Source organism: Streptomyces sp. NBC_01431 (assembly GCF_036231355.1).
Taxonomy (GTDB): domain Bacteria; phylum Actinomycetota; class Actinomycetes; order Streptomycetales; family Streptomycetaceae; genus Streptomyces.
Genome location: NZ_CP109496.1, coordinates 6,707,339 through 6,733,955 on the forward strand (window position 1 = coordinate 6,707,339; position 26,617 = coordinate 6,733,955).

Consider the following 26,617-nt stretch of genomic DNA (forward strand, 5'->3'; position numbering starts at 1 on the left):
AGTCCGTACCCCATGACGTCCACGGTGCCCACCGCCGTCCAGCACATCGACGAGCAGCCGCCCGTCACGATGTTCGGGCCGGACTTCCCTTACGCGTACGACGACTTCCTCGCGCACCCGGCCGGGCTCGGCCAGATACCCGCGACCGAGCACGGCGCGGAGGTCGCGGTCATCGGCGGCGGTCTGTCCGGCATCGTCGCCGCGTACGAGCTGATGAAGATGGGCCTCAAGCCGGTCGTGTACGAGGCCGACCAGATCGGCGGCCGGCTGCGCACCGTCGGCTTCCCGGGCTGCGACCCCGAGCTGACCGCCGAGATGGGTGCGATGCGGTTCCCGCCCTGCTCCACCGCGCTCCAGCACTACATCGACCTGGTGGGCCTGGAGACCAAGCCGTTCCCCAACCCGCTCGCGCCCGACACCCCGTCGACCGTGGTCGACCTCAAGGGCGAGTCCCACTACGCGACGTCCGTGGACGAGCTGCCGGCCGTGTACCGCGAGGTCATGGACGCATGGAACGCCTGCCTCGAAGAGGGCGCCGACTTCTCCGACATGAACCAGGCGATCCGCGAGCGCGACATCCCGCGCATCCGCGAGATCTGGGCGAAGCTCGTCGACAAGCTCGACAACCAGACCTTCTACGGCTTCCTCTGCGAGTCGGAGGCCTTCAAGTCCTTCCGGCACCGCGAGATCTTCGGTCAGGTCGGCTTCGGCACCGGCGGCTGGGACACCGACTTCCCGAACTCCATCCTGGAGATCCTGCGCGTCGTCTACACCGAGGCCGACGACCACCACCGCGGCATCGTCGGCGGCTCCCAGCAGCTCCCGACGCGCCTGTGGGAGCGCGAGCCGGGCAAGCTCGTGCACTGGGCGCCGGGCACCTCGCTGAGCTCGTTGCACGAGGGCGCGCCCAAGCCCGCCGTGACCCGGCTGCACCGCACCGCGGGCAACCGCATCACGGTGACCGACGCGGACGGCGACATCCGCACCTACCGTGCGGCGATCTTCACCGCGCAGTCCTGGATGCTGCTCTCCAAGATCGCCTGCGACGACTCGCTCTTCCCGATCGACCACTGGACGGCGATCGAGCGCACCCACTACATGGAGTCCTCGAAGCTGTTCGTGCCGGTGGACCGCCCGTTCTGGCTGGACAAGGACGAGCAGACCGGCCGGGACGTCATGTCGATGACGCTCACCGACCGCATGACGCGCGGCACTTACCTGCTGGACAACGGCCCGGACAAGCCCGCAGTCATCTGCCTGTCCTACACCTGGTGCGACGACAGCCTGAAGTGGCTGCCGCTGTCGGCGAGCGAGCGCATGGAGGTCATGCTCAAGTCGCTCGGCGAGATCTACCCGAAGGTCGACATCCGGGGCCACATCATCGGCAACCCGGTCACGGTCTCCTGGGAGAACGAGCCTTACTTCATGGGCGCGTTCAAGGCCAACCTGCCCGGCCACTACCGCTACCAGCGTCGGCTGTTCACCCACTTCATGCAGGACTCGCTGCCCGAGGACAAGCGGGGCATCTTCCTCGCGGGCGACGACATCTCGTGGACGGCCGGCTGGGCGGAGGGCGCCGTGCAGACCGCGCTGAACGCGGTGTGGGGCGTCATGCACCACTTCGGCGGCGCCACCGACGCCTCGAACCCCGGGCCTGGCGACCTGTACGACGAGATCGCCCCGGTGGAGCTTCCGGAGAACTGAGCCCGCTCGGGCTCAGGGCCCCGGCCGGGCGGCGCCCCGGGCGCCGGCCGACAGGGGCGTCAGCAGGCACCGGGTCACCAGGCCGACGCCGTCGTCGAGGCGGTCGGTGAACTCCCGGGCCAGGCACGGGAGTTCACGCAGCTGCCACAGCACCTTGGCCGCCGACCAGGAGGCGTCCCGGGCCCGCTCCAGGCTCCAGGACGCGAGGAGGTGGGTCATGGGATCGGCCACCTCCAACAGGTCGGGCCCCGGCATGAGTTCCTCGCGGATCCGCTCCTCCAGGACCGCGAGGGTGTCGCCCACCCGGTCGAAGTCCCGCTCCAGGGCGGCTGGTTCGGCGTCGAGCTCGCGGCAGCTGTCCACCACGGCGAGCGTGAGGTCGTGCCCGATGTGCGCGTTGATCCCGGCCAGCGCGAACTGCAGGGGATGGATGCCGGGATGGCGCCGGTACTGGAACAGCGGGCGCCAGCAGGCCGGTGGGCGCCGCCCGGCCGTCGCCGCCTCCACGGCCGCGAGGTAACGGCCCGCGAACAGCACGTCGAGGGTGGCCGCGGCCCGGGGATCGGCGAAGGCGCCGTGCGCGAGGAGCCGGCCGATCTCCTCGGTGACCGTCAGATAGATCCGGTTGAAGACCGCGATGCCGTCGCGGGCCGGCAGATCGGCCCGCAGCGCGCGCATCCGCCGCACCACGGGGTCGAGCGGCGCGGCGAACCGGTCGGTGTGCGCGAGGTGTCCGGTCTGCGTCATGGGGGCAGCGTCCCAGCCCGGCGCCGCGGCGAGCGCCGCCGGACCGGGGGCTTGACCGGAACGGATGAATAAGCGGACCAGCGGGCCGCGGCCTCCGGGGCCGGCCCCTCGTCGCGTACGCCCCGGCCTCCGCCGCCCGGGTCCCGTGCTACTCGGCCGTCTCGTACGACGACGTGCCCGAATCCAGCAGCGGCTCCTGCTGCTTGAGGTGGGCCGGGGCCAGCGCGCGCAGCGTGTGGTAGCCGGTGATGACCACGATCGTGCCCAGCGCGATGCCGCTGAGCTGGAAGTTCTGGGTGAACTTCAGCGTGACGCCGCCAATGCCGATGATGATGCCCGCGGCGGCCGGGACCAGGTTGAGCGGGTTGCGCAGATCGACCTTCGCGTTGATCCAGATCTGCGCGCCGAGCAGGCCGATCATGCCGTACAGGATGACGGTGATGCCGCCGAGCACACCGCCCGGAATGGCCGCGACGATCGCGCCGAACTTGGGGCACAGGCCGAAGAGCAGCGCGAATCCGGCGGCCGCCCAGTAGGCGGCGGTCGAGTAGACGCGGGTGGCGGCCATGACGCCGATGTTCTCGGAGTACGTGGTGTTCGGCGGCCCGCCGACCGCGGTCGACAGCATGGAGGCCGCGCCGTCGGCGGCGATGGCGGTGCCCAGCTTGTCGTCGAGGTCGTCGCCGGTCATCTCGCCGACGGCCTTGACGTGTCCGGCGTTCTCCGCGATCAGGGCGATGACGACGGGCAGCGCGACCAGGATCGCGGACCACTCGAAGCTCGGGGCGTGGAAGGTCGGCAGTCCGATCCAGTCGGCCTTGGAGACGCCCGAGAGGTCCAGGCGCCAGTGGTCCACGGGCGCCGCACCGCCGTGAACCGAGTGGATCTTCCCGAAGACCCGGTCGAGGACCCAGGAGATGCCGTACCCGAAGACCAGCCCGAGGAAGATCGCGATCCGGGACCAGAATCCCCGCAGGCACACCACGGCCAGACCGGTGAACAGCATCACCATGAGCGCGGTCCACTGGTCCTGTGGCCAGTACGTGGACGCGGTGACCGGCGCCAGGTTGAAGCCGATCAGCATGACGACGGCGCCCGTGACGATCGGCGGCATCACGGCATGGATGATCCGGGCTCCGAACCGCTGCACCGCGACACCCGCGAAGAACAGCACCACGCCGACGACGAAGACCGCGCCGGTGACGGTGGCGCTGGTGCCGCCGGTCGCCCGGATCGCGGCGGCGACACCGACGAAGGACAGCGAGCATCCCAGGTAGCTGGGCACCCGGCCTTTGGTGGCGAGCAGGAAGATGACCGTCGCGACGCCGGACATCATGATCGCGAGGTTCGGGTCGAGGCCCATCAGCACGGGGGCCACGAACGAGGCGCCGAACATGGCCACCACGTGCTGGGCACCCAGGCCGACGGTGCGGGGCCAGGAGAGCCGTTCGTCGGGGCGTACGACGGCTCCGGGAGCGGGGGTCCGCCCGTCGCCGTGCAAGGTCCAGCGCACGCCGAGGCGCATGGTCGCTCCAGTTCGTCCGTGGGTGTGGGTAAGGCCGAAAAGGCCAGGCCAAATGCTAATGCCGGACGGAGGGCGCTCCGTGCCGCCGCCCTCGCCCGAAGGTCCCATCCGTGAATCCGGGTCCGACGCATTGTCAGCTGGAACTGCGGGCCCTACGCTCGCACGGTCTCGTTCATGAACCTCATTCACATACGTGAGCCTGATGGGCTCGATTCGATGGGAGTGCTCGATGAGCGGAAGATCACGCGGCGGGCCCCTGGCGGTGCTGTCCCTCGCGGTGGCGTGTGCCTTCGCGCTCGTGCCCACGACGTCGCACGCGGCTTCTGCCGGTGCCGCGGCGCCGCGCACGGTGGTCATCGACGGCACCCGGCTCCAGGACGCCAAGCGGCGGCTCGACCACGGTGACGCCCAACTGGCTGTAACCGTAAGGGAGTTGAAGGCGAAGGCGGACGGTTGGCTCGGTCAGGGCCCCTGGACGGTCGTCGACAAGCCGAAGCCGGCCCCGGGCGGCGATCCGCACGAGTACCTCAGCCAGGCCCCGTACTGGTGGCCCTCTCAACCGAAGACCGCCGACAACCCGTGGGGCTGCCCGTACGTCCAGAAGGACGGACAGCGCAATCCCGAGGTCGACACCGGCACCGACCGTCCCGACCTCGGCAAGGTCTTCGACTCCGTCACCAGCCTCAGCCTCGCCTGGTACTACACCGGCGACAAGCGGTACGCCGAGCACGCCTCCACCATCCTGCGCACCTGGTTCCTGGACCCGGCGACCCGGATGAACCCCAACCTCGACCACGGGCAGTTCATCCCCTGCAAGTACGACGGCCGGGCCATCGGCATCATCGACTTCTCGCAGCAGTACACGAGCGTGCTCGACGCGGTGGCGATCCTCGACACCGGCGCCCCGGGCTGGAACGCGGGCGACCACGCCGCCATGCTCGACTGGAACAGGAAGTTCCTCGACTGGCTGGTCGACTCGCCCTTCGGCAAGGAGGAGTCGGCGGCGCGGAACAACCACGGCACCTTCCAGGACATGCAGATCGCCGCGCTCGCGCTGGCCACCGGCGACAAGGCGCTCGCCCGCAGAACCGTCCTGGGCGCCGAGAAGCTGCGCATCGACGCGCAGATCGCGTCCGACGGCAGTCAGCCGCAGGAGCTCGCCAGGACCCGCAGCTGGCACTACTCGACCTTCGACCTCGTCGCCTACACCCGGCTAGCGGCCATCGGCAAGCAGGTCGGGGTGAACCTGTGGGCCTATCGGGGGCCGCAGGGCCAGAGCCTGTCCAGAGCCGTCGACTACCTGCTGCCCGCCGCGACGGGCGCCGCCGCGTGGCCGCACCCGGAGCTGGAGTTCCACCGGTACGCGGCGAGCGACGTCGTCCACGCGGCGGCCGACGCGGGGGACAAGGGCGCGGAGGCGGCCGTGCCCCGGCTCCAGGCGCCGCCCGCCGGTGATCTCTGGGCACTGCGGCCGGCCGCCGAACAACTCGACTCCATCGCGGGCTGACCTCCGCGCGGTGCCCCACCCGGGCGGGGCGCATGAGCGTTTGCTTAGGATGGCTGGAAATCGCCTCGTCGGCGCTGTCCCATCAGCCTTGTCCAGCAGCTCAGGAGCCCAGCCCGTGACCGCCGAAACCCTGCCCGTCTCCTACGGCTGCCTGGTCCCCGTCGCCGTCCACTTCGACGACCTCGACGCGCTCGGCCTGCTGCACAACGCCCGGTACCCGGTGCTGGTCGAGCGCGCCTGGACCGGCTACTGGAACGAGCGCGGCTACGGCTTCGACGGGGACTGGGTGGCGGCCGGCGACTCGTGCAACGCCGTCAAGGAACTGCGCATCGGCTACGAGGCGCCGGTCAGCCGCCCCGGCGCGTACGCCGTCCACCTCTGGCTGGAACGACTCGGCAGGACCGGACTGACCTACGGCTTCAGGTTCTGCTCGGCCGACGGCTCGCGGACGTACGCCCACGGCACCCGGGTGCTGGTCCGGCTCGACCCAGCCGATCTGCGGCCGACCCCGTGGAGCGACCGGTTCAGGGCTGACGGACAGGCGCTGCTGCGTCCGCAGGACTGACCTCCTCCTGCGGGCGGGCCCCCGCCCGCAACACCCGCGCCCCCGCGACCAGTCCGAGCGCCAGCACCGTCACCAGGCCGAACGACACCACGAGCGAGGTCACGTCCGCGAGGGAGCCGATCGCGGACGGGGCGATCAGGCCCGAGGTGTACGTGATGGTCGCGACGCCCGCGATGGCCTGGCTCGGGTTCGGCCCGCTGCGCCCCGCCGCCGCGAAGGCCAGCGGGACGACGACCGCCACCCCAAGCCCCATCAGCGCGAATCCGCTCATCGCCACCGCGGGGCCCGGCGCGACCACCACGAGCAGCCCGCCCAGGGTGGCCAGCACGCCCCCACCGCGCACCGTGCGCACGGCGCCATGGCGGTCGACCACCCTGTCCCCGGCGATCCGCGCCGCCGCCATCGTCAGTGTGAACGCGGTGGTGCAGGCCGCTGCCGCCCCGGCCGAACCGCCGAGCTCGTCGCGCAGATAGACCGCCGACCAGTCCAGGCTCGCGCCCTCCGCGAACACCGCGCAGAACCCGACCAGGCCGATGACCAGTGCCGACCTGGGCGGCAGTGCGAACCGCGGCGGCGCCGAGCCGGGCGCGCTGCGCAGGTCGAGCACGCCCTGGCAGGCCGCCAGGCCGAGCAGGGTGAGTACGGCGGCGGCGACGAGATGGTGCAGCCGCGCATCGGTCCCCAGGTGCGCGGCCAGCGTGCCGGCCGCCGAGCCGACCAGCGCACCCACGCTCCACATGCCGTGCAGACCGGACATGATCGAACGGCCCAGGCGGTTCTCGGTCTCCACGCCCAGCGCGTTCATCGCCACGTCCGCCATGCCCGCGCTCGCGCCGTACAGGAACAGCGCGGCGCACAGCGCGTAGACGTTCGGGGCGAGCGCGGGCAGTGCCAGGGCCAGCGTCCACAGGGCGAGCAGCCCGCGCAGCGCGGCGCGGGCGCCGAACCGGTGGGTGACGGCGGCGGACAGCGGCATCAGCAGGGACGAGCCGATCGCGGGGAAGGCGAGGGCGAGGCCGAGCTGCCCGGTGGAGACCCCGGCGTGCTCCTGGATCCAGGGGACCCGGGTGGCGAAGTTGCCGGTGACCGCCCCGTGCACACAGAACACCGCGGCGACCGCGATCCTCGCGTGCCTCAACTGCCTTTGTTCTCCAGTGGGTTCGGATTTCATCGGCCGCGTTTCCCCCTCCTCCGGGACGGCCCTCCCGCCGCCGGGCCGTAAACTATCAGGAACCCTGCCTGATAAATAGAACGGGCAGCGGCCGACTTCGGTGATCTGGAAGGATTCCCGGCATGCCCGCATCTCCGAGCACCGCACGGGCCATCAACGACCGGCTCGCCCTGCGTCATCTGCAGGACGAAGGCCCGTTGACGGCAGGCCAGTTGAAGAAGCTCACCGGTCTGTCCCGGCCCACCGTCGCCGACCTCGTGGAACGCCTCCAGGGGGCCGGACTGGTGCACGTCGTGGGGGAGTCGGGCGCCGAGCGGCGCGGTCCGAACGCCCGGCTGTACTCCATCGTCGCCGACCGGGCCCACCTCGCCGCCCTGGACGTCCGCACCCGCGGCGTCTCCCTGGTGGTCGCCGATCTGCTGGGCCGCACGCTGGCGGAGGCGACGCTGCCGATCGGGCCGGACGCCGGGACGGGACCCGCCGTCGAGCAGGCCGTGGCCCTGCTGGAGCGGACCGCGAAGGAGGCGGGCGCGGAGCGGCTGCACAGCGTGGGCATCGGCGCACCCGGCCTCATCGACCCGTCGAGCGGCGAACTGCGCGACACCAGCGGGCTGCCCGCCTGGCACCGCGAACTCGTCGCCGTCCTCGCGCGCCGCCTGCCCGCCGCCGTCCTCGTCGAGAACGAGACCAACCTGGCCGCGGTCGCCGAACAGCGCCTCGGCGCGGCCCGCGGCCAGGACACCTTCGTCCTGCTCTGGCTCGGGCAGGGCATCGGCGCGGCCGTCGTCCTGGACGGGAAGCTGCGCCGGGGAGCCTCGGGCGGCGCGGGGGAGATCGGGTTCCTGCCGGTGCCCGGCACCGCGGGGCTGCCGTCGGCGACCAGCTGCGACGGGGGCTTCCACGAGCTGGTGCACGTGGGCGCGGTCACCCGCCTTGCCGCCGAGCACGGCCGCACGGGCGACGCACGGCAGGCGGTGCGCGACGCCGACGGCCCCTTCCTCGACGCGCTGGCCGAGCGGATCGCCCTCGGGGCGGCGAGCGTGGTGGCCGTCCTCGACCCCGGCCTGATCGTCCTGGGCGGTGAACTGGGCCATGCGGGAGGGGAGTTGCTCGCCTCCCGCGTGCAGCGCCGGCTCGCCGGACTGACCCCGCTCGCCACCGAGGTCAGGCCCACCGAGCTCGGTGACCGCGCGGTGCTCGGCGGCGCCCTGCTCACCGCGCGGGACGCGGCCCAGGACGAGCTCTTCGCGCCGAAGCCGTAGCGGCTCGGCAGGGTGAGGCCGTGGGCACCGGAGAACAGAGCCCGACGGCGGCCAAGGGCCGGGAGACCGCCGTCGGGCGTCAGGGGCGGGGCGAACCGGCCGGGCCTCTGCGCGGAGGTGACGGAGAGAGTAAAAGGACTAGACCATTGAGTCAAGGGGCGGAACCACCGGAACCGGAAGCCCCGCTCGACCGGCGCTCGAATCCGGCCTCCTGTGAGCCAGGCCACAGGCATCCGCTCACGTGGCCCAGGAACAGGCGTGGCACACTGGCCCTGTACCAGCAGCAGCGCACTCCGGGGTCGGTGTAATTCCGAACCGGCGGTAATAGTCCGCGACCCGTCCGCATCCAGCGGCCGGTTGACCAGGTGAAATTCCTGGACCGACGGTGAAAGTCCGGATGGGAGGCAGTGCGCGGCGGGCGGACCGTTCCACGGTCACGCCGGCCGTCTGTTACCGGTCGCCGTCCAAGGCACCGGTCTCTTTCGGCCGTGGCGTGAGCTGTGCGCGATGGTCCCGTTTCCCGCTCCCTGTCGTCATCGACAGACCCCGGAGTCCGTGCCCGAAGAGGCAGGAGGACCCGGTGGCCACCGCAGCCGACGCAGACGCCATGCGCCGAGCCATTGAGCTCGCCGCGCGCGGACTCGGCTCCACCAGCCCCAACCCCGTCGTCGGATGCGTCATCACCGACGCCTCGGGCGCGCTCGTCGGCGAGGGCTTCCACCAGCGGGCCGGCGGCCCGCACGCCGAGGTTCACGCCCTCGAAGCCGCGGGCGACAGGGCCCGCGGCGGCACGGCGTACGTCACCCTCGAACCCTGCGACCACACCGGCCGCACCGGCCCCTGCGCCCAGGCGCTCCTCAAGGCCGGCGTCACCCGCGTCCACTACGCCGTCGGCGATCCGAACCCCCAGGCCACCGGCGGCGCCGACACCCTGCGCGCGGCCGGCGTCCAGGTCGAGCAGGGCCTCCTCGCCGACGAGGCCGAGGCGGTCAACGCCGCCTGGCTCACCTCCGTACGGCTCGGCCGCCCGCACGTCACCTGGAAGTACGCGGCCACCCTCGACGGCCGGACCGCCGCCGCGGACGGCACCAGCCGCTGGATCACCTCGGCCGAGTCCCGCGCCGACGTCCACCGGCTGCGCGCCGAGTGCGACGCGGTGGTGGTCGGCTCCGGCACCGCCCGCACCGACGACCCGCACCTCGCGGTGCGCGGCATCGACGGAGCAACTCAGCCTCTGCGCGTGGCCGTTGACACCAACGCCGGCGCCGTCGAGCCGGGCGCCCGCATCCTCGACGACGCCGCGCCCACCCTGATCGCGGTCGCCGAGGACGCCGCCGCGGCCCACCTGCCCGCGGAAGCGGTCGTACGCCTTCCGCGCGCCGCGTCCGGCCTGGACATCCCGGCGCTGCTCGCCACCCTGCACGCGCGGGGCGTGCGCTCCGTACTCCTCGAAGGCGGCCCGACACTCGCCGGTGCCTTCGTCGCCGCGGGCGCCGTCGACCGGGTCATCGGCTACCTCGCCCCCGTACTGCTCGGTGCCGGCCCCGCGGCCCTGGCCGACGCGGGAATCCCCACCATCGCCCAGGCGTTGCGGCTCGACATCACCGAGACCGTGCGCATCGGCCCCGACCTGCGCATTACTGCCACCCCCTTTGCCAAGGAGCGTTGAGCGTGTTCACCGGAATCGTCGAAGAGCTGGGTGAGGTCACCGCCATCGAGAACCTCGGTGACGCCTCCCGCTTCCGTCTGCGCGGCCCCGTCGTCACCGAGGGCGCCGGGCACGGCGACTCGATCGCCGTCAACGGCGTGTGTCTGACCGTCGTGGAGTTCGGTGACGGCGAGTTCACCGCGGACGTCATGGAGGAGACGCTGAAGCGCTCCAGCCTCGGCGCCCTCGACATCGGCTCCCGGGTCAACCTGGAGCGGCCGATGGCCGTCGGCGGGCGGCTCGGCGGACACATCGTGCAGGGCCACGTCGACGGCACCGGCACGATCATGGCGCGCACGCCCTCCGAGAACTGGGAGATCGTCAAGATCTCGCTCCCCGGCGACCTCTCCAAGTACGTCGTGGAGAAGGGCTCCATCACGGTGGACGGCGTCAGTCTCACCGTCGTGGAGGCCGCCGCCGACTACTTCACCATCAGCCTCATCCCGACCACCCTCGCGCTGACCACGCTCGGCATCAAGCAGCCCGGCGACCCGGTCAACCTGGAGGTCGACGTCATCGCGAAGTACGTCGAGCGGCTGCTCGGCGCGAGCCACGGGGGGAACGACAAGTGAGTGCGGTGAACTGGCTGAACGGCGAGGCCTTCACGGTCTTCGGGCAGCACATCAAGTGGTCGGACATGATCGGCAACACGATCGGACTCATCGCGCTCGCGCTCGGCTGGCGGCGCTCCATATGGACCTGGCCGGCCCAGTTCGTGTCGGGCCTCATCCTGTTCGTCGCCTTCGCCGCCGGACACCTCTCGGGCAGCGCCGGCAAGCAGGTCGTGGTGATGGTGGTGGCCGCGGGCGGCTGGATCGCCTGGACCCGCGGCAGGCAGCAGGCGCAGGACGGCACCATCGCCGTGCGGTTCGCCACCTGGCGCGAGCGGGCCTACCTGCTCGGCGGCGCCGCCCTCGGCACGGTGGCCGTCGCGGGCCTCTTCACTGCCTACCCGTCGCTGTCCTGGGACCCGTGGCCCGACGCCTACGTCTTCGTCGGCACCATCGCAGCGATGTTCGCCCAGGCCCGCGGCATGGTCGAGTTCTGGTTCGCCTGGCTGCTGGTCGACCTGGTGGGCGTGCCCCTCAACTTCGCCAACGGATACGCCTTCTCCGGTTTCGTCTACGTCATTTACGGCGCGCTCGTCCTGTGGGGCCTGCGCGACTGGTGGCTGCGCTCGCGCACGAGCGTCAAGCCCGTCCTGGAAGGAGCGACGGCATGACCACGCACGCACCCACCTGGTACTCCACCGACAACCGCGAGGACCTCTCCCTCGACCCGGTCGAGCAGGCCATCCGCGACATCGCGGCCGGTCGGCCCGTGGTCGTCGTGGACGACGAGGACCGGGAGAACGAGGGCGACCTCGTCATCGCAGCCGAGAAGGCCACCCCCGAGATCATCGCGTTCATGATGAGCGAGTGCCGCGGCCTGATCTGCGCTCCCATGGAGGGCGACGCGCTCGACCGGCTCGAACTGCCGCAGATGGTCGACCACAACACCGAGTCGATGAAGACCGCCTTCACCGTCTCCGTCGACGCGAGCGCCGCCCACGGCGTCACCACCGGCATCTCCGCCGCCGACCGGGCCACCACCCTGCGCCTGCTCGCCGATGGGCGCTCCGCCTCCGGCGACTTCGTACGCCCCGGCCACATCTTCCCGCTGCGCGCCAAGCCCGGCGGCGTGCTCGTCCGCAACGGCCACACCGAGGCCGCGGTCGACCTCGCCCGGCTCGCCGGGCTCGCCCCGGCCGGCGCCATCGTCGAGATCGCCGGCGAGGACGGCGTGATGCTGCGCCTTCCCGAGCTCATCCCGTTCGCCCGCAAGCACGGCCTGACGATCATCTCCATCGAGGACCTGATCGCCTACCGGCGCTCCAGCGAGCCGACGGTGCGCCGCGAGGCCGAGGTCCATCTGCCCACCGCCTACGGCGAGTTCACGGCGTACGGCTACCGCTCCACCGTCGACGGCGTCGAGCACGTGGCGCTGGTCCACGGCGACATCGGCGACGGCCAGGACGTCCTGGTCCGGGTCCACTCCGAGTGCCTGACCGGCGACATCTTCCACTCCCTGCGCTGCGACTGCGGCCCCCAGCTCCAGGCCTCCATGCAGCGCATCACCGAAGCGGGCCGCGGCGTCGTGGTCTATCTGCGCGGCCACGAGGGGCGCGGTATCGGCCTGCTGTCCAAGCTGCGGGCGTACGAACTCCAGGAGCGCGGCCGCGACACGCTCGACGCCAACCTGGAACTCGGCCTGCCCGCCGACGCCCGCGACTACGCCGCCGGCGCGCAGATCCTCGCCGACCTCGGCGTGCACAGCCTGCGGCTCATGACCAACAACCCCGACAAGATCACCGCGCTGGTACGGCACGGCCTGAAGGTGTCGGGCCGCGAGCCCATGCCCGTCCAGGCGGGCGAGCACAACCTGCGGTACCTGCGGACCAAGCGGGACCGGATGGGCCACGACCTGCCGTGGCTGGACACCGCCCCGACGACGATGTCCGCCTGCGGCAACCAGTAAGCAAACCGAGAAACACCCAAGGAGAGCACGTGAGTGGCAAGGGCGCACCCGAACTGTCCGTACGCAACTGCGGAGACCTCCGTGTCGCGGTGATCGCGGCGCAGTGGCACGAGAAGGTGATGGACGGACTCGTCGACGGCGCCCTGCGCGCCCTGCACGAACTCGGCATCGACGAGCCGACGCTGCTGCGCGTCCCCGGCAGCTTCGAGCTGCCGGTCGTGGCGAAGGTGCTGGCGGGCCGCGGCTACGATGCCATCGTCGCGCTCGGCGTCGTCATCAGGGGCGGTACCCCGCACTTCGAGTACGTGTGCCAAGGTGTCACCAACGGCCTCACCCAGGTCAGCATCGACACCGGCGTACCCGTCGGCTTCGGCGTACTGACCTGCGACACCGAGGAGCAGGCCCTGGACCGGGCCGGCCTCGAAGGGTCGAACGAGGACAAGGGGCACGAAGCGGTCACCGCCGCCGTCGCCACCGCGGCCACACTGCGCACCGTCAGCGAACCCTGGCGCTGAGCGAGCGACCCCACCCCTTACCCTAAGAAGCATCATGGCGAACAAACCCTCCAAGAGTTTCGAAGAGCTTTTCACCGAGCTCCAGCTCAAGGCCGCCAACGGCGACCCCTCCACCTCCCGCACCGCCGAGCTGGTGGGCAAGGGCGTACATGCCATCGGCAAGAAGGTCGTCGAGGAGGCCGCCGAAGTCTGGATGGCCGCCGAGTACGAGGGCAAGGAAGCCGCCGCGGAGGAGATCTCGCAGCTGCTGTACCACGTCCAGGTGATGATGGTCGCGCGCGGGATCTCCCTCGACGACGTCTACGCCCACCTTTAAGCACGCCGCACTTCACACCTCACCCGACGAAGGAAGCTGACCTCATGCTGCGCATCGCCGTCCCCAACAAGGGTTCACTGTCCGGACCTGCGTCGGCGATGCTCCATGAGGCCGGCTACCAGATGCGCAAGGAGTCGAAGGAGCTCGTCCTCGTCGATCCCGCGAACGAGGTCGAGTTCTTCTACCTGCGCCCCAAGGACATCGCGATCTACGTGTCCGCGGGCAAGCTCGACATCGGTATCACCGGCCAGGACCTCCTGGTCGACTCCGGTGCGAACGCAGAGGTGATCCTGCCGCTCGGCTTCGCCCGCTCCACCTTCCGCTACGCCACCAAGCCCGGCACCGCGAGCGGCATCGGCGACTTCGGCGGCATGACGATCGCGACCTCCTACGAGGGCATCGTCGCCAAGCACCTCGCGGACAACGGCGTGGATGCCTCCGTGGTCCACCTCGACGGTGCCGTCGAGACCGCCATCGAGCTGGGCGTCGCCCAGGTCATCGCGGACGTCGTGGAGACCGGCACCTCGCTGCGCAACGCGGGCCTCGAAGTGATCGGCGAGCCGATCATGAAGTCGGAGGCGGTCGTCATCCGCCGCACCGGCGCCGCCGCCGACGACCCGAAGGTCCAGCAGTTCCTGCGCCGCCTCCAGGGCGTCCTGGTGGCCCGCAGCTACGTGATGATGGACTACGACTGCCGCGCCGAGCACCTGGAGCGCGCCGTCGCCCTCACCCCGGGCCTGGAGTCGCCGACCATCTCGCCGCTGCACAACGAGGGCTGGGTCGCGGTCCGTTCGATGGTCCCCGCCAAGGACTCCCAGCGCGTCATGGACGACCTGTACGAGCTGGGCGCCCGCGCGATCCTCACCACCGCCATCCACGCCTGCCGCCTCTGACCGCCGGCCCGCGACAGTTACGAAAGCGAACGACACCGTGTCCGCCCCCGCGCCCCAGCCTCCCGCCCTGCCGATCACCTTCAGGCCGACCCGCACCCGGGCCGTCCTGCTGATCAGCGGAGCAGCCGTGTTCGTCGCCATTACGGCGATGTCGCTGCTCCTGGAGGGCCTGAGCGGGGGCGCGCGGGGCAGCTTCATCCTCATGGCCGCCCTGTTCGCCGCGGTACTCGTGCTGCTCAGCCGGCCCAAGATCGTCGCCGACGACGCGGGCGTCACGGTGGTCAACCTCACCGCCAGGCGCCGGCTCGCCTGGGCGGAGATCCTCCGGGTGAACCTCCGTCCGGGCGACCCCTGGGTCTTCCTCGATCTGAGCGACGGCACGAGCCTGCCCGCGCTCGGCATCCAGCCCGGCATCGGCAAGGACGGGGCGATCCGCGATGCCAGGGCGCTGCGCGCGCTCGCCGAAACCCACGGCACGCGCCCCGATTCACCCGATGCGGCTCACGACAACGGCTGAGCCGCCTGCCCCACCCGGCACCATCTTGACTACCCTGATGTAGGCGGCGCCGAGCGCGCCGCGCCCCGCACACAAGGCAGCACCACCGGCCGCGGGGCACCAGCGACCCGAGGAGTGACTCCCTCCAGCAATGGACGGACCGTCCGGTAGTATCTGCGCCGCCCCCTCCCAGGAGGCGGCGGCATCATGACGATCACTCTGCTGCTAGCCGCGGCATTCCTTCTCATCCTCGCCAACGGATTCTTCGTGGCCGCCGAATTCGGCCTGGTCACCGTCGACCGGCCGGACGCCGAGCGCGCCGCCGCCGAGGGCGACCGCCGGGCCCGCACCGTGGTGGCGGCCCTGCGCGAGCTGTCCTTCCAGCTTTCGGGCACCCAGCTCGGCATCACCATCACCTCCCTGGTCGTCGGCATGCTCGCCGAGCCCGCGCTCGCCGACCTGCTCGACGGGCCGATCGGCGCCACCGGCCTTCCCGCCGGCGCCGTCTCCGGCATCAGCGTCGTGCTCGGCATGCTGCTCGCCGCCGCCGTGCAGATGGTGATCGGCGAGCTCGTCCCGAAGAACTGGGCGGTCTCCCGGCCGCTCCAGGTGGCCCGCTTCGTCGCCGGACCGCAGAACCGCTTCTCGCGGCTCTTCCGGCCGGTGATCGCGCTGCTCAACACCGTCGCCAACCGCCTGGTGCGGGCGCTCGGCGTGGAGCCCGCCGACGAACTGGCCTCCGCCCGCACCCCGGGCGAACTGGTCTCCCTGGTCAGGCACTCGGCGCAGGCCGGCGCCCTGGAACAGGACACCGCCGACCTCTTCGTACGCACCCTCTCGCTCGGCCACCTCACCGCCGAGAACGTCATGACGCCGCGCGTCAAGGTCAGCGCCCTGCAAACCACCGCGACCGCCGCCGACGTCCTCAACCTCACCCGCGCCACCGGACTCTCCCGCTTCCCGGTCTACCGCGAGCGGATCGACGAGGTCGTCGGCATGGTCCACCTCAAGGACGCCCTCGCGGTGCGCCCGCCGGAGCGGCTGCGCACCCCGGTCGGCCTGATCGCCGTACCGCCGCTGCTCGTCCCGGAGACGCTGCCCGTGCAGCAGCTCCTGGAACGGCTGCGCAGCGAACAGCCGATAGCCGTCGTCGTGGACGAGTACGGGGGCACGGCCGGCGTGGTCACCCTCGAAGACATCGTCGAGGAACTGGTCGGCGAGGTCCGCGACGAACACGACGGCGCGGACGCCGCCCGCCCCGAACTGGCCGTGGTGGCCGGCGAGGACGGCCGTCCCGCCTGGGAGGCCGACGGCAGCTGCCGCGTCCTCTCGCTGAGCCGGATAGGCCTCGCCGCACCCGAGGGCCCGTACGAGACCGTCGCCGGACTCGTCGCCGATCTGCTCGGCCGGATCCCAGTGCCGGGCGACCGGGTCGAACTGCCCGGCTGGCGGATCCAGGTCCGCCAGGTGGAGCGGTATCGCGCCGAGCGGGTCCGCTTCGTACGGGCCGCCGACGCACCGGTGGCGGAGGCCGTGCGATGAGCCTGCTCCAACTCCTGTTCGCGCTGCTCCTCGTGCTCGCCAACGGCTTCTTCGTCGGCGCCGAGTTCGCACTCGTCTCGGTGCGCCGCAGCCAGATCGAACCGCTCGCCGGTGAATCGGCGCGGGCCCGCCAGGTGCTGCACGGCCTGGAGAACCTGCCGCAGATGATGGCCGCGGCCCAATTCGGCATCACCGTCTGCTCGTTGACGCTCGGCGCGGTCGCCGAGCCGACCGTGGCCCGGCTCCTGGAGCCCGTGTTCCAGGCGGCCCACCTCCCCGAGGGTCTGGTCCACCCGCTCGGCTACGTCATAGCCCTGGCCCTGGTGGTCAGTCTCCACCTCGTCATCGGCGAGATGGTCCCGAAGAACCTGGCGATGGCGGCGCCCGAGAAGACCGCGCTCTGGTTCAGTCCGGGCCTGGTCGCCTTCGCCCGGGTCTGCAAGCCCGTGACGATCGCGCTCGGCGCCTGCGCACGGCTCATCCTGAAGCTGTTCGGGGTCGAGCCGAAGGACGAGGTGGAGGCCGTCTTCACCAGCGTCCAGCTCGGCCGGCTCGTCGAGGACTCCGGCCAGGCCGGACTGCTCGCGCCGGAAGCTCAGGAACGCCTGGAGGACGCCCTGGAACTGGGCAGCCGCCCGGTGACGGACGTCCTGCTCGACCGGGACTCGCTGATCACCGTCGGCTGCTCGGTCACCCCCCGCGAGGTGGAGGAGCTGACAGTACGCACCGGGTACTCCCGCTTCCCGGTGTGCGCGGAGGGCGGCGCCTTCATGGGCTTCCTGCACGTCAAGGACGTACTCGACGTGGAGGACCGGGAGCGCGCGGTGCCGCAGCAGCTGTGGCGGCCGCTCGCCACGCTGCGGGCCGAACTGCCCCTGGACGACGCCCTGACGGTGATGCGCCGGGCGGCGGCCCACCTCGCCCAGGTCGCCGACGGCTCGGGCCGGGTGCTCGGTCTCGTCGCCCTGGAGGACGTCCTCGAAATGCTCGTGGGCGAGGTCCGCGACCCCGCCCACCGCGAGGAGCCCACCCCGCTGACGCGCTTCGCCGAGCCCCGCAGCGAACAGGCGGAACAGGCGCTGGCGGGCTAGCCCTCACAGAGGTTCCTGCGGGTCGCGGCGCGTCGGGCCGCGACCCGACAGGACCTCTCCGTAGGCCTGCATCAGATCGGGCAGACGCAGCGTGGACAGATCGTCCCGGGTGGGCGTCGACGGATACATCGACAGCCTCAAGTCCCGGTAGGCGCAGCTCTTCTCGTACAGGGTGCGCAGGAACCGGCCGTTGCCCAGCTCGTCGATCCAGCCCTGGTCGACGACGTGCCCGCTGATCGAGCGCAGCTCGTCGAGGGCCTCCTCGTCCCACGCGTCGCCGTTCTCGGCGGCGAGCACCTCGCCGATCGAGGTGAGTTCGAGCGGCCGGTAGGAGGGGAAGTCGACGCGGGTGGTGAAGCGTGAGGACAGACCGGGGTTGGTGGCGAGCAGGCGGTCCATGCCCTCGGGGTAGCCCGCGAGGATGACCACCAGGTGATCGCGGTTGTCCTCGGCACGCTTCAAAAGCACCTGGAGCGCCTCGTCGCCGTAGGCGTCGCCCTTGCTGTAACCGGAGTTGGAGAGCGAGTACGCCTCGTCGACGAAGAGCACCCCGCCGAGCGCCGAGTCGATCAGCTCATTGGCCTTGACGGCGGTCTGGCCGAGGAACTCGCCGACCAGATCGGCCCGTTGGGCCTCCACCAGATGATCGCCGCCGAGCAGCCCGAGCGCGTAGAACACCCGGCCCAGGATGCGTGCCACGGTGGTCTTGCCGGTGCCCGAGGGGCCGGAGAAGACAAAGTGACGTTTCGGCGGCTGGACCGGTAATCCCTGACTGGCCCTGAGCCGCGCCATGTTGAGCTGCGCGGACAGCGCCTTGACCTGACGCTTGACGGGTTCGAGGCCCACCATCCGCTCCAGCTCGGCGAGCGCCTCGGCAAGCAGCACGGCGTCGGTGGGCCCGGCCGGGAACTGCGGGGGTCCGGGCTGCGCGGGCACGCCTGGCTTCTCCCGTACCCCGCCCGGCAGCGCTGGCGGCGGACCGGCCGGCTGCGCCTCGCCGCCGAGTCTGAGTTCGCGGCCCTCGGGCGGATCGAGGCCGAGGGCGGAGTCGGCGTCCGCCTCCACGGTGTCGCCGAAGCCGGACAGGGCGACCGCGGCGAGGTCGGGGGCTTCCTCGGAACCGTCGAAGCCGTCGTTCTCGGTGATCGCGGTGAGCCGCGCCGCGGTGTCCATGAACGCCGGGTCGACCCGGTGCACCGCCCGGTACAGGGGGAGGGCCGCGGCCGAGCGCCCGGTGCCCTCGTGGGCGCGGGCCAGCCAGTAGCGCAGCTCCTTGCGCTGGGGCTGTTCACTGCGGCAGCGCATCAGCGCCGCCGAGAGCAGCGGCTCGGCCTGGCCGAACATCTCCAGGCGGACCCGGGCCATCCCGCCGAAGAGACCGGCCTCGATGCCCAGCAGCGGATCGTCCACCAACGGCTCGGTGTGGCGGACGAGTTGCTCCCAGTCCTTGACGAGATAGGCGCGGCAGGCGTGCAGGAAGCGCACCTGCGGATCGGTGTCGACGGGGGGCAGGCCCGCCAACGCCCGGTCCAGTTCCGGGACATGGCGCCCGTCGAGCCAGTGCGACGCGTGGGCGAGCAGCAGATCGCGTGGGCTCTCCAGGACCGGCTGCACCCACCAGCCCAGCCAGTACCACGAGTTGAGGGTCCTTCGGTGGCCCGCCCGCTGTTCGCCGAAGCGCGCGCGGTGGCGGTACATCCGCAGCAGCGCGGTGGTGGTGTCCACGCGCAGCGCGTGCAGCCCGAGCCAGCCGTCCGCCATCGAGGGGTCGAGCCGCACGGCCGTGCGGAACTCCTCCTCGGCCTGCGGATAGGCGCCCATCGTGTACGCGTCCACACCGCGCAGCCAGGCGAGCTCGGCCGGGGCGTGCGCGCCCGTAGTGCCGAAGTCCATCACGTCCCCCACCACCGTGCCCCGTGCTGAACCGCCAATTCGCGCAAGGGAATTGACGGGAGTTGACCGCACCGATGTGCATCGTACCTGCGGGAAGGCCCGCTGCCGAAGGGGGCGCGGGAGGCGCCCTGGTGGTGACCCAGGGTGAGCGGCAAGCGCTGTGTGACGGTCCCGATGGGGAGAATAGGGGCAGAACGAAGCCCCCGATCACGGGGGAACAACCGGGGGCTTCGCGTCTGCGGCAGCTTCGGAAAGCCGCACATTGAGAACGTAAGACCTGTATGGCCCCTGGGTCAAGCGGAGTTGAGGCTCTGTCGGGGCTGTTTTGCGCCGGTTCGGCGCGTCGGGACGAGCTCGTCACACACGGTGATGAATCAGTCCGTACCCGCTGCCGAATCCGGTCTCGGGAGCCACTCGTACCCCGCCTGTCCCTGACGTACCAGGGTGTCGGCGAAGGGCCTCGACGGGTCCTCGGTGAAATGGCGCATCTCCGCCTGCGTCCAGTCGTCCCAGAAGGCGGAGAGTCCGATTCCGTCGCGTTGGCGACCCCGGATCCAGGAGGCCTGTGCGTCGAGCTCCATCCACAGGAGCAGCGCGAGGGCGGGCCGCAGCGCCCGGCGACCCGCCCCGACGCCCTCGATCAGCACCACGGGCGCGGGCTCCAGGACGCGCGCCGCCCCGAAGCGCCGCAGGTTCCAGTCGTACGGGTCGTAGCGCGCGGCCTCGCCGCGCCCGAAGGGGTCGAGCACCTGCCGGCGGAACCGGTCCGTCCAGTCGAAGAACTCCTCGTGGGTGGCCAGGTCGTCCAGATGCAGCACCGGCGCCCCGCCGAGCGCGTCGGCGAGCCGAGCCGCGAACGTGGACTTGCCGGAACCCGCGTGCCCGTCGACGCCGACCAGCCGCACCGGACCGCAGGAAGGCGTCAACGCGCCGACGCGGACGGCCAGTTGGCGCAGCTCGGCGCCGGGGGGCGGGGTGCTTTTCATGTGTCCTTCCTGGGGCCGCGGAGATCGGTGTGAATCCCGCGGGGCGGGCCGATGGGACCTTGACCGTACCCGGTGGCCGACGGGCATCCGGGCGCGGCGCTTCGGGCCCGGGGCGGGGCGCGCCGGGCAGCCGCGCCCCGCCGGCTCGCGTCAGTGGTCGAGACCAATATTGGTGGCGGGACGCGGGGTCGCAGCGCTGGCCGAAGGGACCCTGGACCCGCGATAGTTGGCCCGCTGACGTGCATCCGCCTCCCCATCCGCGACCGACTGGGGGTCCTCACCGTGACCAGCTCCACCCCGCGCAGAACCGTCCTCGCCGCGGCCGTCGCCGTCGCGGCCGGTGCCGCCGTGACCGCCTCGGCGGGCCCGGCCGCGGCCGCCGGCGGCGCGTCCCGACCGAAGCAGGCACCGAAGCCCGTGGACAACCGCGCCTGGACCTCGCACGCCCAGTGGCGCTCGGGCACCGCGAACGGGGTGCGCGCCGTCGAGGGCCGCCGCCCCGGCATCGTCATCGACGCGCCCGCCGGAAGCACCGCCTACACCGACCCGCACACCGGCAGGACCGCCACCTGGGAGTACGCGGCCTGGACCTCGCCGCGGCACCGCTGCCCGGTCCCCGCGACCGAGGCCGTCGCCCACTGGAACGCGCACACCCCGACCGGCACCTGGCTCCAGGTCGAGCTGCTCGGCACCTATACGGACGGGACCGCGACCCCGGCCTACGTCATGGGCCGCTGGACGGCGGGCGACGGCGACAGCGACATCCGGCGCACCTCCCTCGACGGCCAGGCCGACGGCAAGAGCTCCATCTCCACCGACACCTTCGCGATCGACACCCCGGCCGCGGGCCTGCGCCTGGCCTCCTACCAGCTGCGGATCACGCTCTACCGCCTCCCGGGCAGCCGGCTCACGCCCACCGTGTGGCGGCTCGGCGCGATGGCCTCCGACATTCCGGACCGGTTCACGGTGGAGGCCTCGACGCCGGGATTCGCTGGCGAGCTGGAGGTGCCGCGCTACTCGCAGGAGATCCACAAGGGGCAGTACCCCCAGTACGACAACGGTGGCGAGGCCTGGTGCAGCCCCACCTCCTCCGAGATGATCATCGAGTACTGGGGGCGCCGGCCCGGCCCGGCCGACCTCGCCTGGGTCGATCCGTCCTACGCCGACCCGCAGGTCTGCCAGGCCGCCCGGCGCACCTACGACTACCAGTACGCGGGCTGCGGCAACTGGCCCTTCAACGCCGCGTACGCCGCCACGTACCAGGACATGAGCGCGGTGGTGACCCGGCTCGGCTCACTGAACGACCTGGAGACGCTGATCCGTGCGGGCATCCCCGCCATAACGTCGCAGTCCTTCCTGAAGACGGAGCTGACCGGCGCGGGCTACGGCACCTCGGGTCACCTGATGACGGTGATCGGGTTCACCGCGGACGGCGACGTGATCGCCAACGACCCGGCCTCGGCGGATGACGCGGCCGTACGCCGCGTGTACAACCGGCGAGAGTTTGAGAACATCTGGCTGCGGACCAAGCGCTACAACGCGAGCGGGAAGGTGGTCTCGGGCACGGGAGGCGTCTGCTACCTGTACTGGCCCGCCCGCCCGACGGCCAGGCAGCGCAAGGCACTCGCGGCCGTGGGCATCGGCTGAGCCGCCACCGGCGACCCCCAGGGCACCGGGTACGTGAGTGCCAGGCCGAGGTCGGCCTTCCAGTGTCGCTTCGGGACGCCGACCAGACCGTAGAGCAGCCGTACCGGTGAACGCCGGGTCAGCAGCGCGAAGCCCGCCACCGCGGCGAAGGCCGCGAGGCCGAGCGGCCACCCCGCGAGACGGCCGAGCAGCGCGGCGACGACGGTGCCGCCCGCGTACAGGAGCACGAAACCAGCCCAGATCCCGTGGTGGCCCCGGGCCACCTGCATCGTCGCCCACGACGGGTTCTGCCACATCATGAAGAGCCCGGCGACCCGGCCGCCTTGCCCGGCCGGGTCGCCGGGACCGGGCACCCGGAGCAGTCCCAGTCGCCCCAGTCGTCTCAGAAGCACTTCTTGCCGCCGATGCTCACATCGACCTTCATCCCCTTCAGCCGGAAGTTGCCGCCGGTCGCCGACCAGGCGTGCGACCTCACCCCGTTGACCTCGATGTCCCCGGCCTGGAGGCCGAACTTCCCCTTCTCGTCCCGGACGCCCTTCACCGCGTCCAGAGTCGAGGTGTCCCGGCCGATCTGTGCCGTGCCGAAGTGGGCGTCGCCGACCAGGTCCGCGCCGTCGATCACCAGGTTGCCGGCCGTCACCTCGCCCGCGTCGCCGCCCGCGGTCAGCTTGAACACCACTGTCCCCACCGGGGTGTTGACCTCGGCCGACTGGCAGATGTCGCTGAGCCTCGCGTCGCCGATGCCGAGCAGCGCCACCGGGTGGCCCTTGCCGTCGGCCGACCTGTCGGTCTGCACGAACGAGGAGAGCCCCGAACTGGTCAGCTTCCCCGACGCGACCTGAAAACTCGTGCCGGAGACCGCGAACGACGCGGCCAGCGCACCCTCGGCCATCACATTGGCCATGATCCCGACCGCGACCACCGCCGGCAGGGCGACGGCGGCGGTCTTCTTCCACGCTGTTCTGCCTTCGGCCAGCGGCCGGCCAGCTGCGCCCACTTGATCCTCCCGTACGATCCGTCGTCCAGCGGTGCAGGGGGAGTGCGAATGCAGGTCTGCCATACTGCGGGCATCCTGTGGCAGTTGGAGACTAGGGCCGAATTTGAATAATAGTCAACAGGGCGGCACGACCGAGAAATCGCAGGTCCGCCGCACCGAACTCATCGCAACCGGCCGGAAGTTGTTCGCGGACACCTCGTACGACGCGCTGTCGATGGACGACATAGCGCAGCACGCCGGGGTGGCGAAGGGCTTGATCTACTACTACTTCAAGTCCAAACGGGGCTACTACCTGGCCATCGTCGAGGACTCCGTCACCGACCTGGTCTCGCGGGCCGGCAGCGACACCGACCTGCCCCGCGCCGAACGGGTCCACCGCACCATCGACGGCTACCTCCGGTACGCCCAGCACAACCAGGCGGCGTACCGGACGATCGTCACGGGCGGCGTGGGCTTCGACACCGAGGTGCAGGCCATCCGGGACGGCGTGCGCGAGGAGCTGATCGCCACCATCGCCGAGGGTGCCTACGGAACCCGGGAGATACCGGCGCTGGCGCGGCTCGCCCTGCTCGGCTGGCTGGGCAGCGTGGAGAGCGTCACCCTGGACTGGCTCGGCACCCTTGAGCCGCCGCGCGGCACCGTGCGCGAACTGCTCGTACGGATGCTGCGGCACACCCTCGACACCATCGCGGAGTTCGAGCCGTCGTGCCCGGTGCCGGAGCCCGCCTAGTCATGTCGCAGGGGCGGACCGGCGCCGCCGTCCGGGAACGCCGGAAGGACTGGACCAGTGCGGCCAATGGTTCGGACCAATTGCGGAGCGCTCAATTCCAAGGGGCAACACGGCAAGGCGGCCGGGCAAATCGTGATCTTGGAGCCAGTGACGGGACGCGTCCGATCGGGCATACTCACAGCGCCACGGCCGCCCGCCTGCTACTTCCGTGACCCGGAGGGGAAGGCAGCGGCTGTAGAGCAGATTCACCGGCGGCGCCGCCATACCCTGCGCGTGCGGCCGTCGAAGCGCCCGACAGGGAGGAGAGCGCCGCTATGCCCGACCGTGCCCAGCAGCCGGTGGAACGACAGCTGCCCACCGAGGAGGCCCGGGACCTTGTAGCGCTGGTGCGCGACATCGTCCAGCGGGAGATCGCGCCTGGGGCCGCCGAGCAGGAAGACGCCGGGCACTTCCCGCGCGAGATCTTCACCCTGCTCTCCGAATCCGGGCTGCTCGGTCTGCCCTACGACGCCGAGTTCGGCGGCGGCGACCAGCCGTACGAGGTCTACCTCCAGGTGCTCGAAGAGCTCGCCTCGGCCCGCCTCACGGTCGGCCTCGGCGTCAGCGTCCACTCGCTCGCCTGCCATGCCCTGGCCGGTTACGGCACCAAGGAGCAGCAGGCCGAGCACCTGCCCGCCATGCTCGGCGGCGGCCTGCTCGGCGCGTACTGCCTCTCCGAGCCGTCCTCCGGATCCGACGCGGCGTCGCTGCGCACCAAGGCCGTACGCGAGGGTGACGACTGGGTCATCACCGGTACCAAGGCCTGGATCACCCACGGCGGGCTCGCCGACTTCTACACGGTCCTGGCCCGCACCGGGGGCGAGGGCGCCCGCGGCATCACGGCCTTCCTGGTCCCGGGCGACGCCGAGGGGCTCAGCCCGGCCGCGCCCGAGAAGAAGATGGGCATGAAGGGCTCGCCCACCGCCCAGCTCCACTTCGACGGGGTGCGGGTCCCCGACGCGCGCCGCATCGGCGACGAGGGCCAGGGCTTCGCCATCGCGCTCTCGGCACTCGACTCGGGCCGGCTCGGCATCGCCGCCTGTGCGATCGGGGTCGCCCAGGCCGCCCTGGACGAGGCGCTCGCGTACGCCACCGGGCGCCGCCAGTTCGGCCGCCCCATCGCCGACTTCCAGGGCCTGCGCTTCATGCTCGCCGACATGGCGACCCAGATCGAGGCGGGCCGCGCGCTGTACCTGGCCGCCGCCAGGCTGCGCGACGCGGGGCGCCCCTTCTCCCGGCAGGCCGCGATGGCCAAGCTGTTCTGCACCGACGCGGCGATGAAGGTGACCACCGACGCGGTCCAGGTCCTGGGCGGCTACGGCTACACGGCTGACTTCCCGGTCGAGCGGTACATGCGCGAGGCGAAGGTGCTCCAGATCGTCGAGGGCACCAACCAGATCCAGCGCATGGTCATCGCCCGCCACCTCGCGGGCCCGGAGACCCGCTGACCTCCAGCTCCCGGCCACACTGAGGCCGCCGCGATCCGGGACCACCCCTGATCGCGGCGGCCCGGCGCGCTCCTGGCGGGGTGCGGACCGGCGTTCCCGGCCGCTCCCCGCGCCCGGGGTCTGGCAAGCGCGGCCCGGCTGACGTACCGTCAGCTCCCCGCGTCCGGCCGGAGGTTGACCATGCCCCAGGACCGTCCCGTCCCTCTTGACGAGTACCCCGTCCATCAGGCCCCGCTCTCGATGAAGCACCTCGTCACCGGTGACCGCAACGCCTACGACCGCTGCATCTTCCACGTCTTCGACCACCAGGGCCGGGCCCTGCTCATCGCGGGCCTCGGGGTCTATCCCAACGCCGGGGTGATCGACGCCTACGCCACCCTCCGCATCGGCGACCGGCTGCACGCCGTCAGGGCGTCCGACGCCCTCACCGACGACCGAATGAACCTTTCCGTCGGTCCCCTGCGGATCACCGTCGACACCCCCTTGCGCCGCCTCACCCTGCACTGCGCTCCCGATCCGGGCGACCCGAACTCGCTCTCGTACGACGTGACGTGGCACGCGGACTTCCCCGCACTGTGGGAGCCCCATCACACCCAGCGCAAGGGGGACCGCCTCACGCTGGAGGGGCGCCGGTTCGTGCAGGCGGGCCACTGCACCGGCGTGATCCGGGTCGGGGGCCAGGAGATTCCCGTCACGGCGGGGGAGTGGACCGGCACCCGGGACCGCAGCTGGGGCGTGCGGCCGATCCCCGGTGAGGAGGCCGGACGCGGTGACGAGTACCGGCCGGAGGGATTCCACTGGCTCTGGGTGCCGGCCCGCTTCGACGACCGGTTCCTCATGGTCATCACCCAGGAGGACGCCGACGGATACCGCACCCTCAACGAAGCGGTACTCGTCCAAGACGGCCACCCCGACACCCAACTCGGCTGGCCCCAGACCGACATCACCTACCGCAGCGGCACCCGCCACCCCGAGCGCGCGGTCATCCACCTCACCGACACGTCCCGCAAACCCCTCGAACTCGGCGTCGAGATCCTCGCCTCCTCGCCCCTCGCGGTGGGCGCCGGCTACCCGCCCGCCGACGGCTGGCAGCACGGCACCTGGCAGGGCCGCGGCTGGAGTGACCGCCAGACCTACGACCTGTCGGACCCGGCCGCCCACCCCATGGCCGCGTTCGGCGTCACCGACCACGCGGCCCGTTTCACCCTTGACGGGCAGACCGGTTACGGCATCTTCGAGCACGGCAGCTTCGGCCGCCACGACCCGAGCGGCTTCATGGACTACACCTCCCTCGCGCCCTGAGGGCCTTTTGTGAAGG

The 26,617-nt window shown here is 71.5% G+C and carries 25 protein-coding genes and 1 riboswitch; of the genes, 18 read left to right on the forward strand and 7 right to left on the reverse strand.

Features of this window, described 5'->3' with window-relative positions; genetic code table 11:
• Positions 1 to 12 precede the first annotated feature (12 nt).
• A complete protein-coding gene (locus OG522_RS30660) occupies positions 13 to 1,704 on the forward strand; it encodes a flavin monoamine oxidase family protein (protein ID WP_329466280.1) in 1,692 nt (563 codons plus the stop codon).
• Between the two features lie 12 nt (positions 1,705 to 1,716).
• Here OG522_RS30660 and OG522_RS30665 read toward each other — a convergent pair whose 3' ends face one another.
• Both OG522_RS30665 and OG522_RS30670 read right to left on the reverse strand, forming a co-directional pair.
• Positions 1,717 to 2,451, reverse strand: a complete 735-nt coding sequence (locus OG522_RS30665) for a DUF5995 family protein (protein ID WP_329466281.1) — start codon at positions 2,449 to 2,451, stop codon at positions 1,717 to 1,719.
• Between the two features lie 148 nt (positions 2,452 to 2,599).
• Positions 2,600 to 3,976 carry a uracil-xanthine permease family protein gene (locus OG522_RS30670; protein WP_329466282.1) on the reverse strand — a complete coding sequence of 459 codons (1,377 nt, stop codon included), beginning with the start codon at positions 3,974 to 3,976 and terminating at the stop codon, positions 2,600 to 2,602.
• 229 nt (positions 3,977 to 4,205) lie between these two features.
• On the opposite strand from OG522_RS30670, the gene OG522_RS30675 reads away from it, so the two are divergent.
• Both OG522_RS30675 and OG522_RS30680 read left to right on the forward strand, forming a co-directional pair.
• Entirely contained in the window at positions 4,206 to 5,483 is a 1,278-nt protein-coding gene (locus OG522_RS30675; RefSeq protein WP_329466283.1) for an alginate lyase family protein, read from the forward strand.
• A gap of 115 nt (positions 5,484 to 5,598) precedes the next feature.
• Positions 5,599 to 6,048 carry an acyl-CoA thioesterase gene (locus OG522_RS30680; protein WP_329466284.1) on the forward strand — a complete coding sequence of 150 codons (450 nt, stop codon included), beginning with the start codon at positions 5,599 to 5,601 and terminating at the stop codon, positions 6,046 to 6,048.
• Here OG522_RS30680 and OG522_RS30685 read toward each other — a convergent pair.
• Positions 6,008 to 7,219 carry an MFS transporter gene (locus tag OG522_RS30685; RefSeq protein ID WP_329466285.1) on the reverse strand — a complete coding sequence of 404 codons (1,212 nt, stop codon included), beginning with the start codon at positions 7,217 to 7,219 and terminating at the stop codon, positions 6,008 to 6,010. The two genes, OG522_RS30680 and OG522_RS30685, sit on opposite strands and share 41 nt — an antisense overlap.
• A 122-nt stretch (positions 7,220 to 7,341) precedes the next feature.
• Here OG522_RS30685 and OG522_RS30690 point away from each other — a divergent pair, with 122 nt between their 5' ends.
• From OG522_RS30690 to OG522_RS30740, 11 genes are all read left to right on the forward strand, one after another.
• Complete coding sequence (locus tag OG522_RS30690) at positions 7,342 to 8,481, forward strand: ROK family transcriptional regulator (protein WP_329466286.1); 1,140 nt, start codon at positions 7,342 to 7,344, stop codon at positions 8,479 to 8,481.
• 284 nt (positions 8,482 to 8,765) lie between these two features.
• Positions 8,766 to 8,896, forward strand: a riboswitch (FMN riboswitch).
• Positions 8,897 to 9,061: 165 nt separating this feature from the next.
• Positions 9,062 to 10,150 carry a bifunctional diaminohydroxyphosphoribosylaminopyrimidine deaminase/5-amino-6-(5-phosphoribosylamino)uracil reductase RibD gene (gene ribD, locus OG522_RS30695; RefSeq protein WP_329466287.1) on the forward strand — a complete coding sequence of 363 codons (1,089 nt, stop codon included), beginning with the start codon at positions 9,062 to 9,064 and terminating at the stop codon, positions 10,148 to 10,150.
• Between the two features lie 2 nt (positions 10,151 to 10,152).
• Complete coding sequence (locus OG522_RS30700; protein ID WP_329466288.1) at positions 10,153 to 10,761, forward strand: riboflavin synthase; 609 nt, start codon at positions 10,153 to 10,155, stop codon at positions 10,759 to 10,761.
• A gap of 5 nt (positions 10,762 to 10,766) precedes the next feature.
• Positions 10,767 to 11,411 carry a nicotinamide mononucleotide transporter family protein gene (locus OG522_RS30705; protein ID WP_329467801.1) on the forward strand — a complete coding sequence of 215 codons (645 nt, stop codon included), beginning with the start codon at positions 10,767 to 10,769 and terminating at the stop codon, positions 11,409 to 11,411.
• On the forward strand, positions 11,408 to 12,706 hold the full coding sequence (locus OG522_RS30710; protein ID WP_329466289.1) for a bifunctional 3,4-dihydroxy-2-butanone-4-phosphate synthase/GTP cyclohydrolase II: 1,299 nt from the start codon (positions 11,408 to 11,410) through the stop codon (positions 12,704 to 12,706). Before OG522_RS30705 ends, OG522_RS30710 begins: the two co-directional genes overlap by 4 nt.
• 29 nt (positions 12,707 to 12,735) lie before the next feature.
• Entirely contained in the window at positions 12,736 to 13,221 is a 486-nt protein-coding gene (gene ribH / locus OG522_RS30715; RefSeq protein ID WP_329466290.1) for a 6,7-dimethyl-8-ribityllumazine synthase, read from the forward strand.
• A gap of 34 nt (positions 13,222 to 13,255) precedes the next feature.
• Positions 13,256 to 13,537 carry a phosphoribosyl-ATP diphosphatase gene (locus tag OG522_RS30720; RefSeq protein ID WP_267054274.1) on the forward strand — a complete coding sequence of 94 codons (282 nt, stop codon included), beginning with the start codon at positions 13,256 to 13,258 and terminating at the stop codon, positions 13,535 to 13,537.
• Positions 13,538 to 13,581: 44 nt separating this feature from the next.
• Positions 13,582 to 14,430 (forward strand): ATP phosphoribosyltransferase, encoded by an 849-nt coding sequence (hisG, locus tag OG522_RS30725; RefSeq protein WP_329466291.1) that lies wholly within the window; start codon positions 13,582 to 13,584, stop codon positions 14,428 to 14,430.
• Between the two features lie 37 nt (positions 14,431 to 14,467).
• Positions 14,468 to 14,947 (forward strand): PH domain-containing protein, encoded by a 480-nt coding sequence (locus tag OG522_RS30730; protein ID WP_329466292.1) that lies wholly within the window; start codon positions 14,468 to 14,470, stop codon positions 14,945 to 14,947.
• A 183-nt stretch (positions 14,948 to 15,130) separates the two neighbouring features.
• Complete coding sequence (locus tag OG522_RS30735; RefSeq protein ID WP_329467802.1) at positions 15,131 to 16,468, forward strand: hemolysin family protein; 1,338 nt, start codon at positions 15,131 to 15,133, stop codon at positions 16,466 to 16,468.
• Positions 16,465 to 17,559 carry a hemolysin family protein gene (locus OG522_RS30740; protein WP_329466293.1) on the forward strand — a complete coding sequence of 365 codons (1,095 nt, stop codon included), beginning with the start codon at positions 16,465 to 16,467 and terminating at the stop codon, positions 17,557 to 17,559. The genes OG522_RS30735 and OG522_RS30740 overlap by 4 nt, the downstream gene beginning before the upstream one ends.
• A 3-nt stretch (positions 17,560 to 17,562) precedes the next feature.
• Here OG522_RS30740 and OG522_RS30745 read toward each other — a convergent pair whose 3' ends face one another.
• Positions 17,563 to 19,452: an AAA family ATPase gene (locus tag OG522_RS30745; RefSeq protein WP_329466294.1), complete on the reverse strand. Its 1,890-nt coding sequence runs from the start codon at positions 19,450 to 19,452 to the stop codon at positions 17,563 to 17,565.
• A 374-nt stretch (positions 19,453 to 19,826) separates the two neighbouring features.
• On the reverse strand, positions 19,827 to 20,438 hold the full coding sequence (locus OG522_RS30750; protein ID WP_329466295.1) for a uridine kinase family protein: 612 nt from the start codon (positions 20,436 to 20,438) through the stop codon (positions 19,827 to 19,829).
• 282 nt (positions 20,439 to 20,720) lie between these two features.
• Here OG522_RS30750 and OG522_RS30755 point away from each other — a divergent pair, with 282 nt between their 5' ends.
• On the forward strand, positions 20,721 to 22,085 hold the full coding sequence (locus OG522_RS30755; protein WP_329466296.1) for a peptidase C39 family protein: 1,365 nt from the start codon (positions 20,721 to 20,723) through the stop codon (positions 22,083 to 22,085).
• On the opposite strand, the gene OG522_RS30760 is transcribed toward OG522_RS30755, so the two are convergent.
• Complete coding sequence (locus OG522_RS30760; protein WP_329466297.1) at positions 22,016 to 22,477, reverse strand: hypothetical protein; 462 nt, start codon at positions 22,475 to 22,477, stop codon at positions 22,016 to 22,018. The two genes, OG522_RS30755 and OG522_RS30760, sit on opposite strands and share 70 nt — an antisense overlap.
• The gene (locus tag OG522_RS30765) at positions 22,468 to 23,082 is read right to left on the reverse strand and encodes a DUF6230 family protein (RefSeq protein ID WP_329466298.1); all 615 of its coding nucleotides are present in this window, start codon (positions 23,080 to 23,082) and stop codon (positions 22,468 to 22,470) included. The genes OG522_RS30760 and OG522_RS30765 overlap by 10 nt, the downstream gene beginning before the upstream one ends.
• Positions 23,083 to 23,185: 103 nt before the next feature.
• On the opposite strand from OG522_RS30765, the gene OG522_RS30770 reads away from it, so the two are divergent.
• From OG522_RS30770 to OG522_RS30780, 3 genes are all read left to right on the forward strand, one after another.
• Positions 23,186 to 23,812, forward strand: a complete 627-nt coding sequence (locus OG522_RS30770) for a TetR/AcrR family transcriptional regulator (RefSeq protein WP_329466299.1) — start codon at positions 23,186 to 23,188, stop codon at positions 23,810 to 23,812.
• Positions 23,813 to 24,126: 314 nt separating this feature from the next.
• Entirely contained in the window at positions 24,127 to 25,299 is a 1,173-nt protein-coding gene (locus tag OG522_RS30775; protein ID WP_329466300.1) for an acyl-CoA dehydrogenase family protein, read from the forward strand.
• A gap of 180 nt (positions 25,300 to 25,479) precedes the next feature.
• Complete coding sequence (locus OG522_RS30780; RefSeq protein WP_329466301.1) at positions 25,480 to 26,601, forward strand: hypothetical protein; 1,122 nt, start codon at positions 25,480 to 25,482, stop codon at positions 26,599 to 26,601.
• Positions 26,602 to 26,617: the final 16 nt, after the last annotated feature.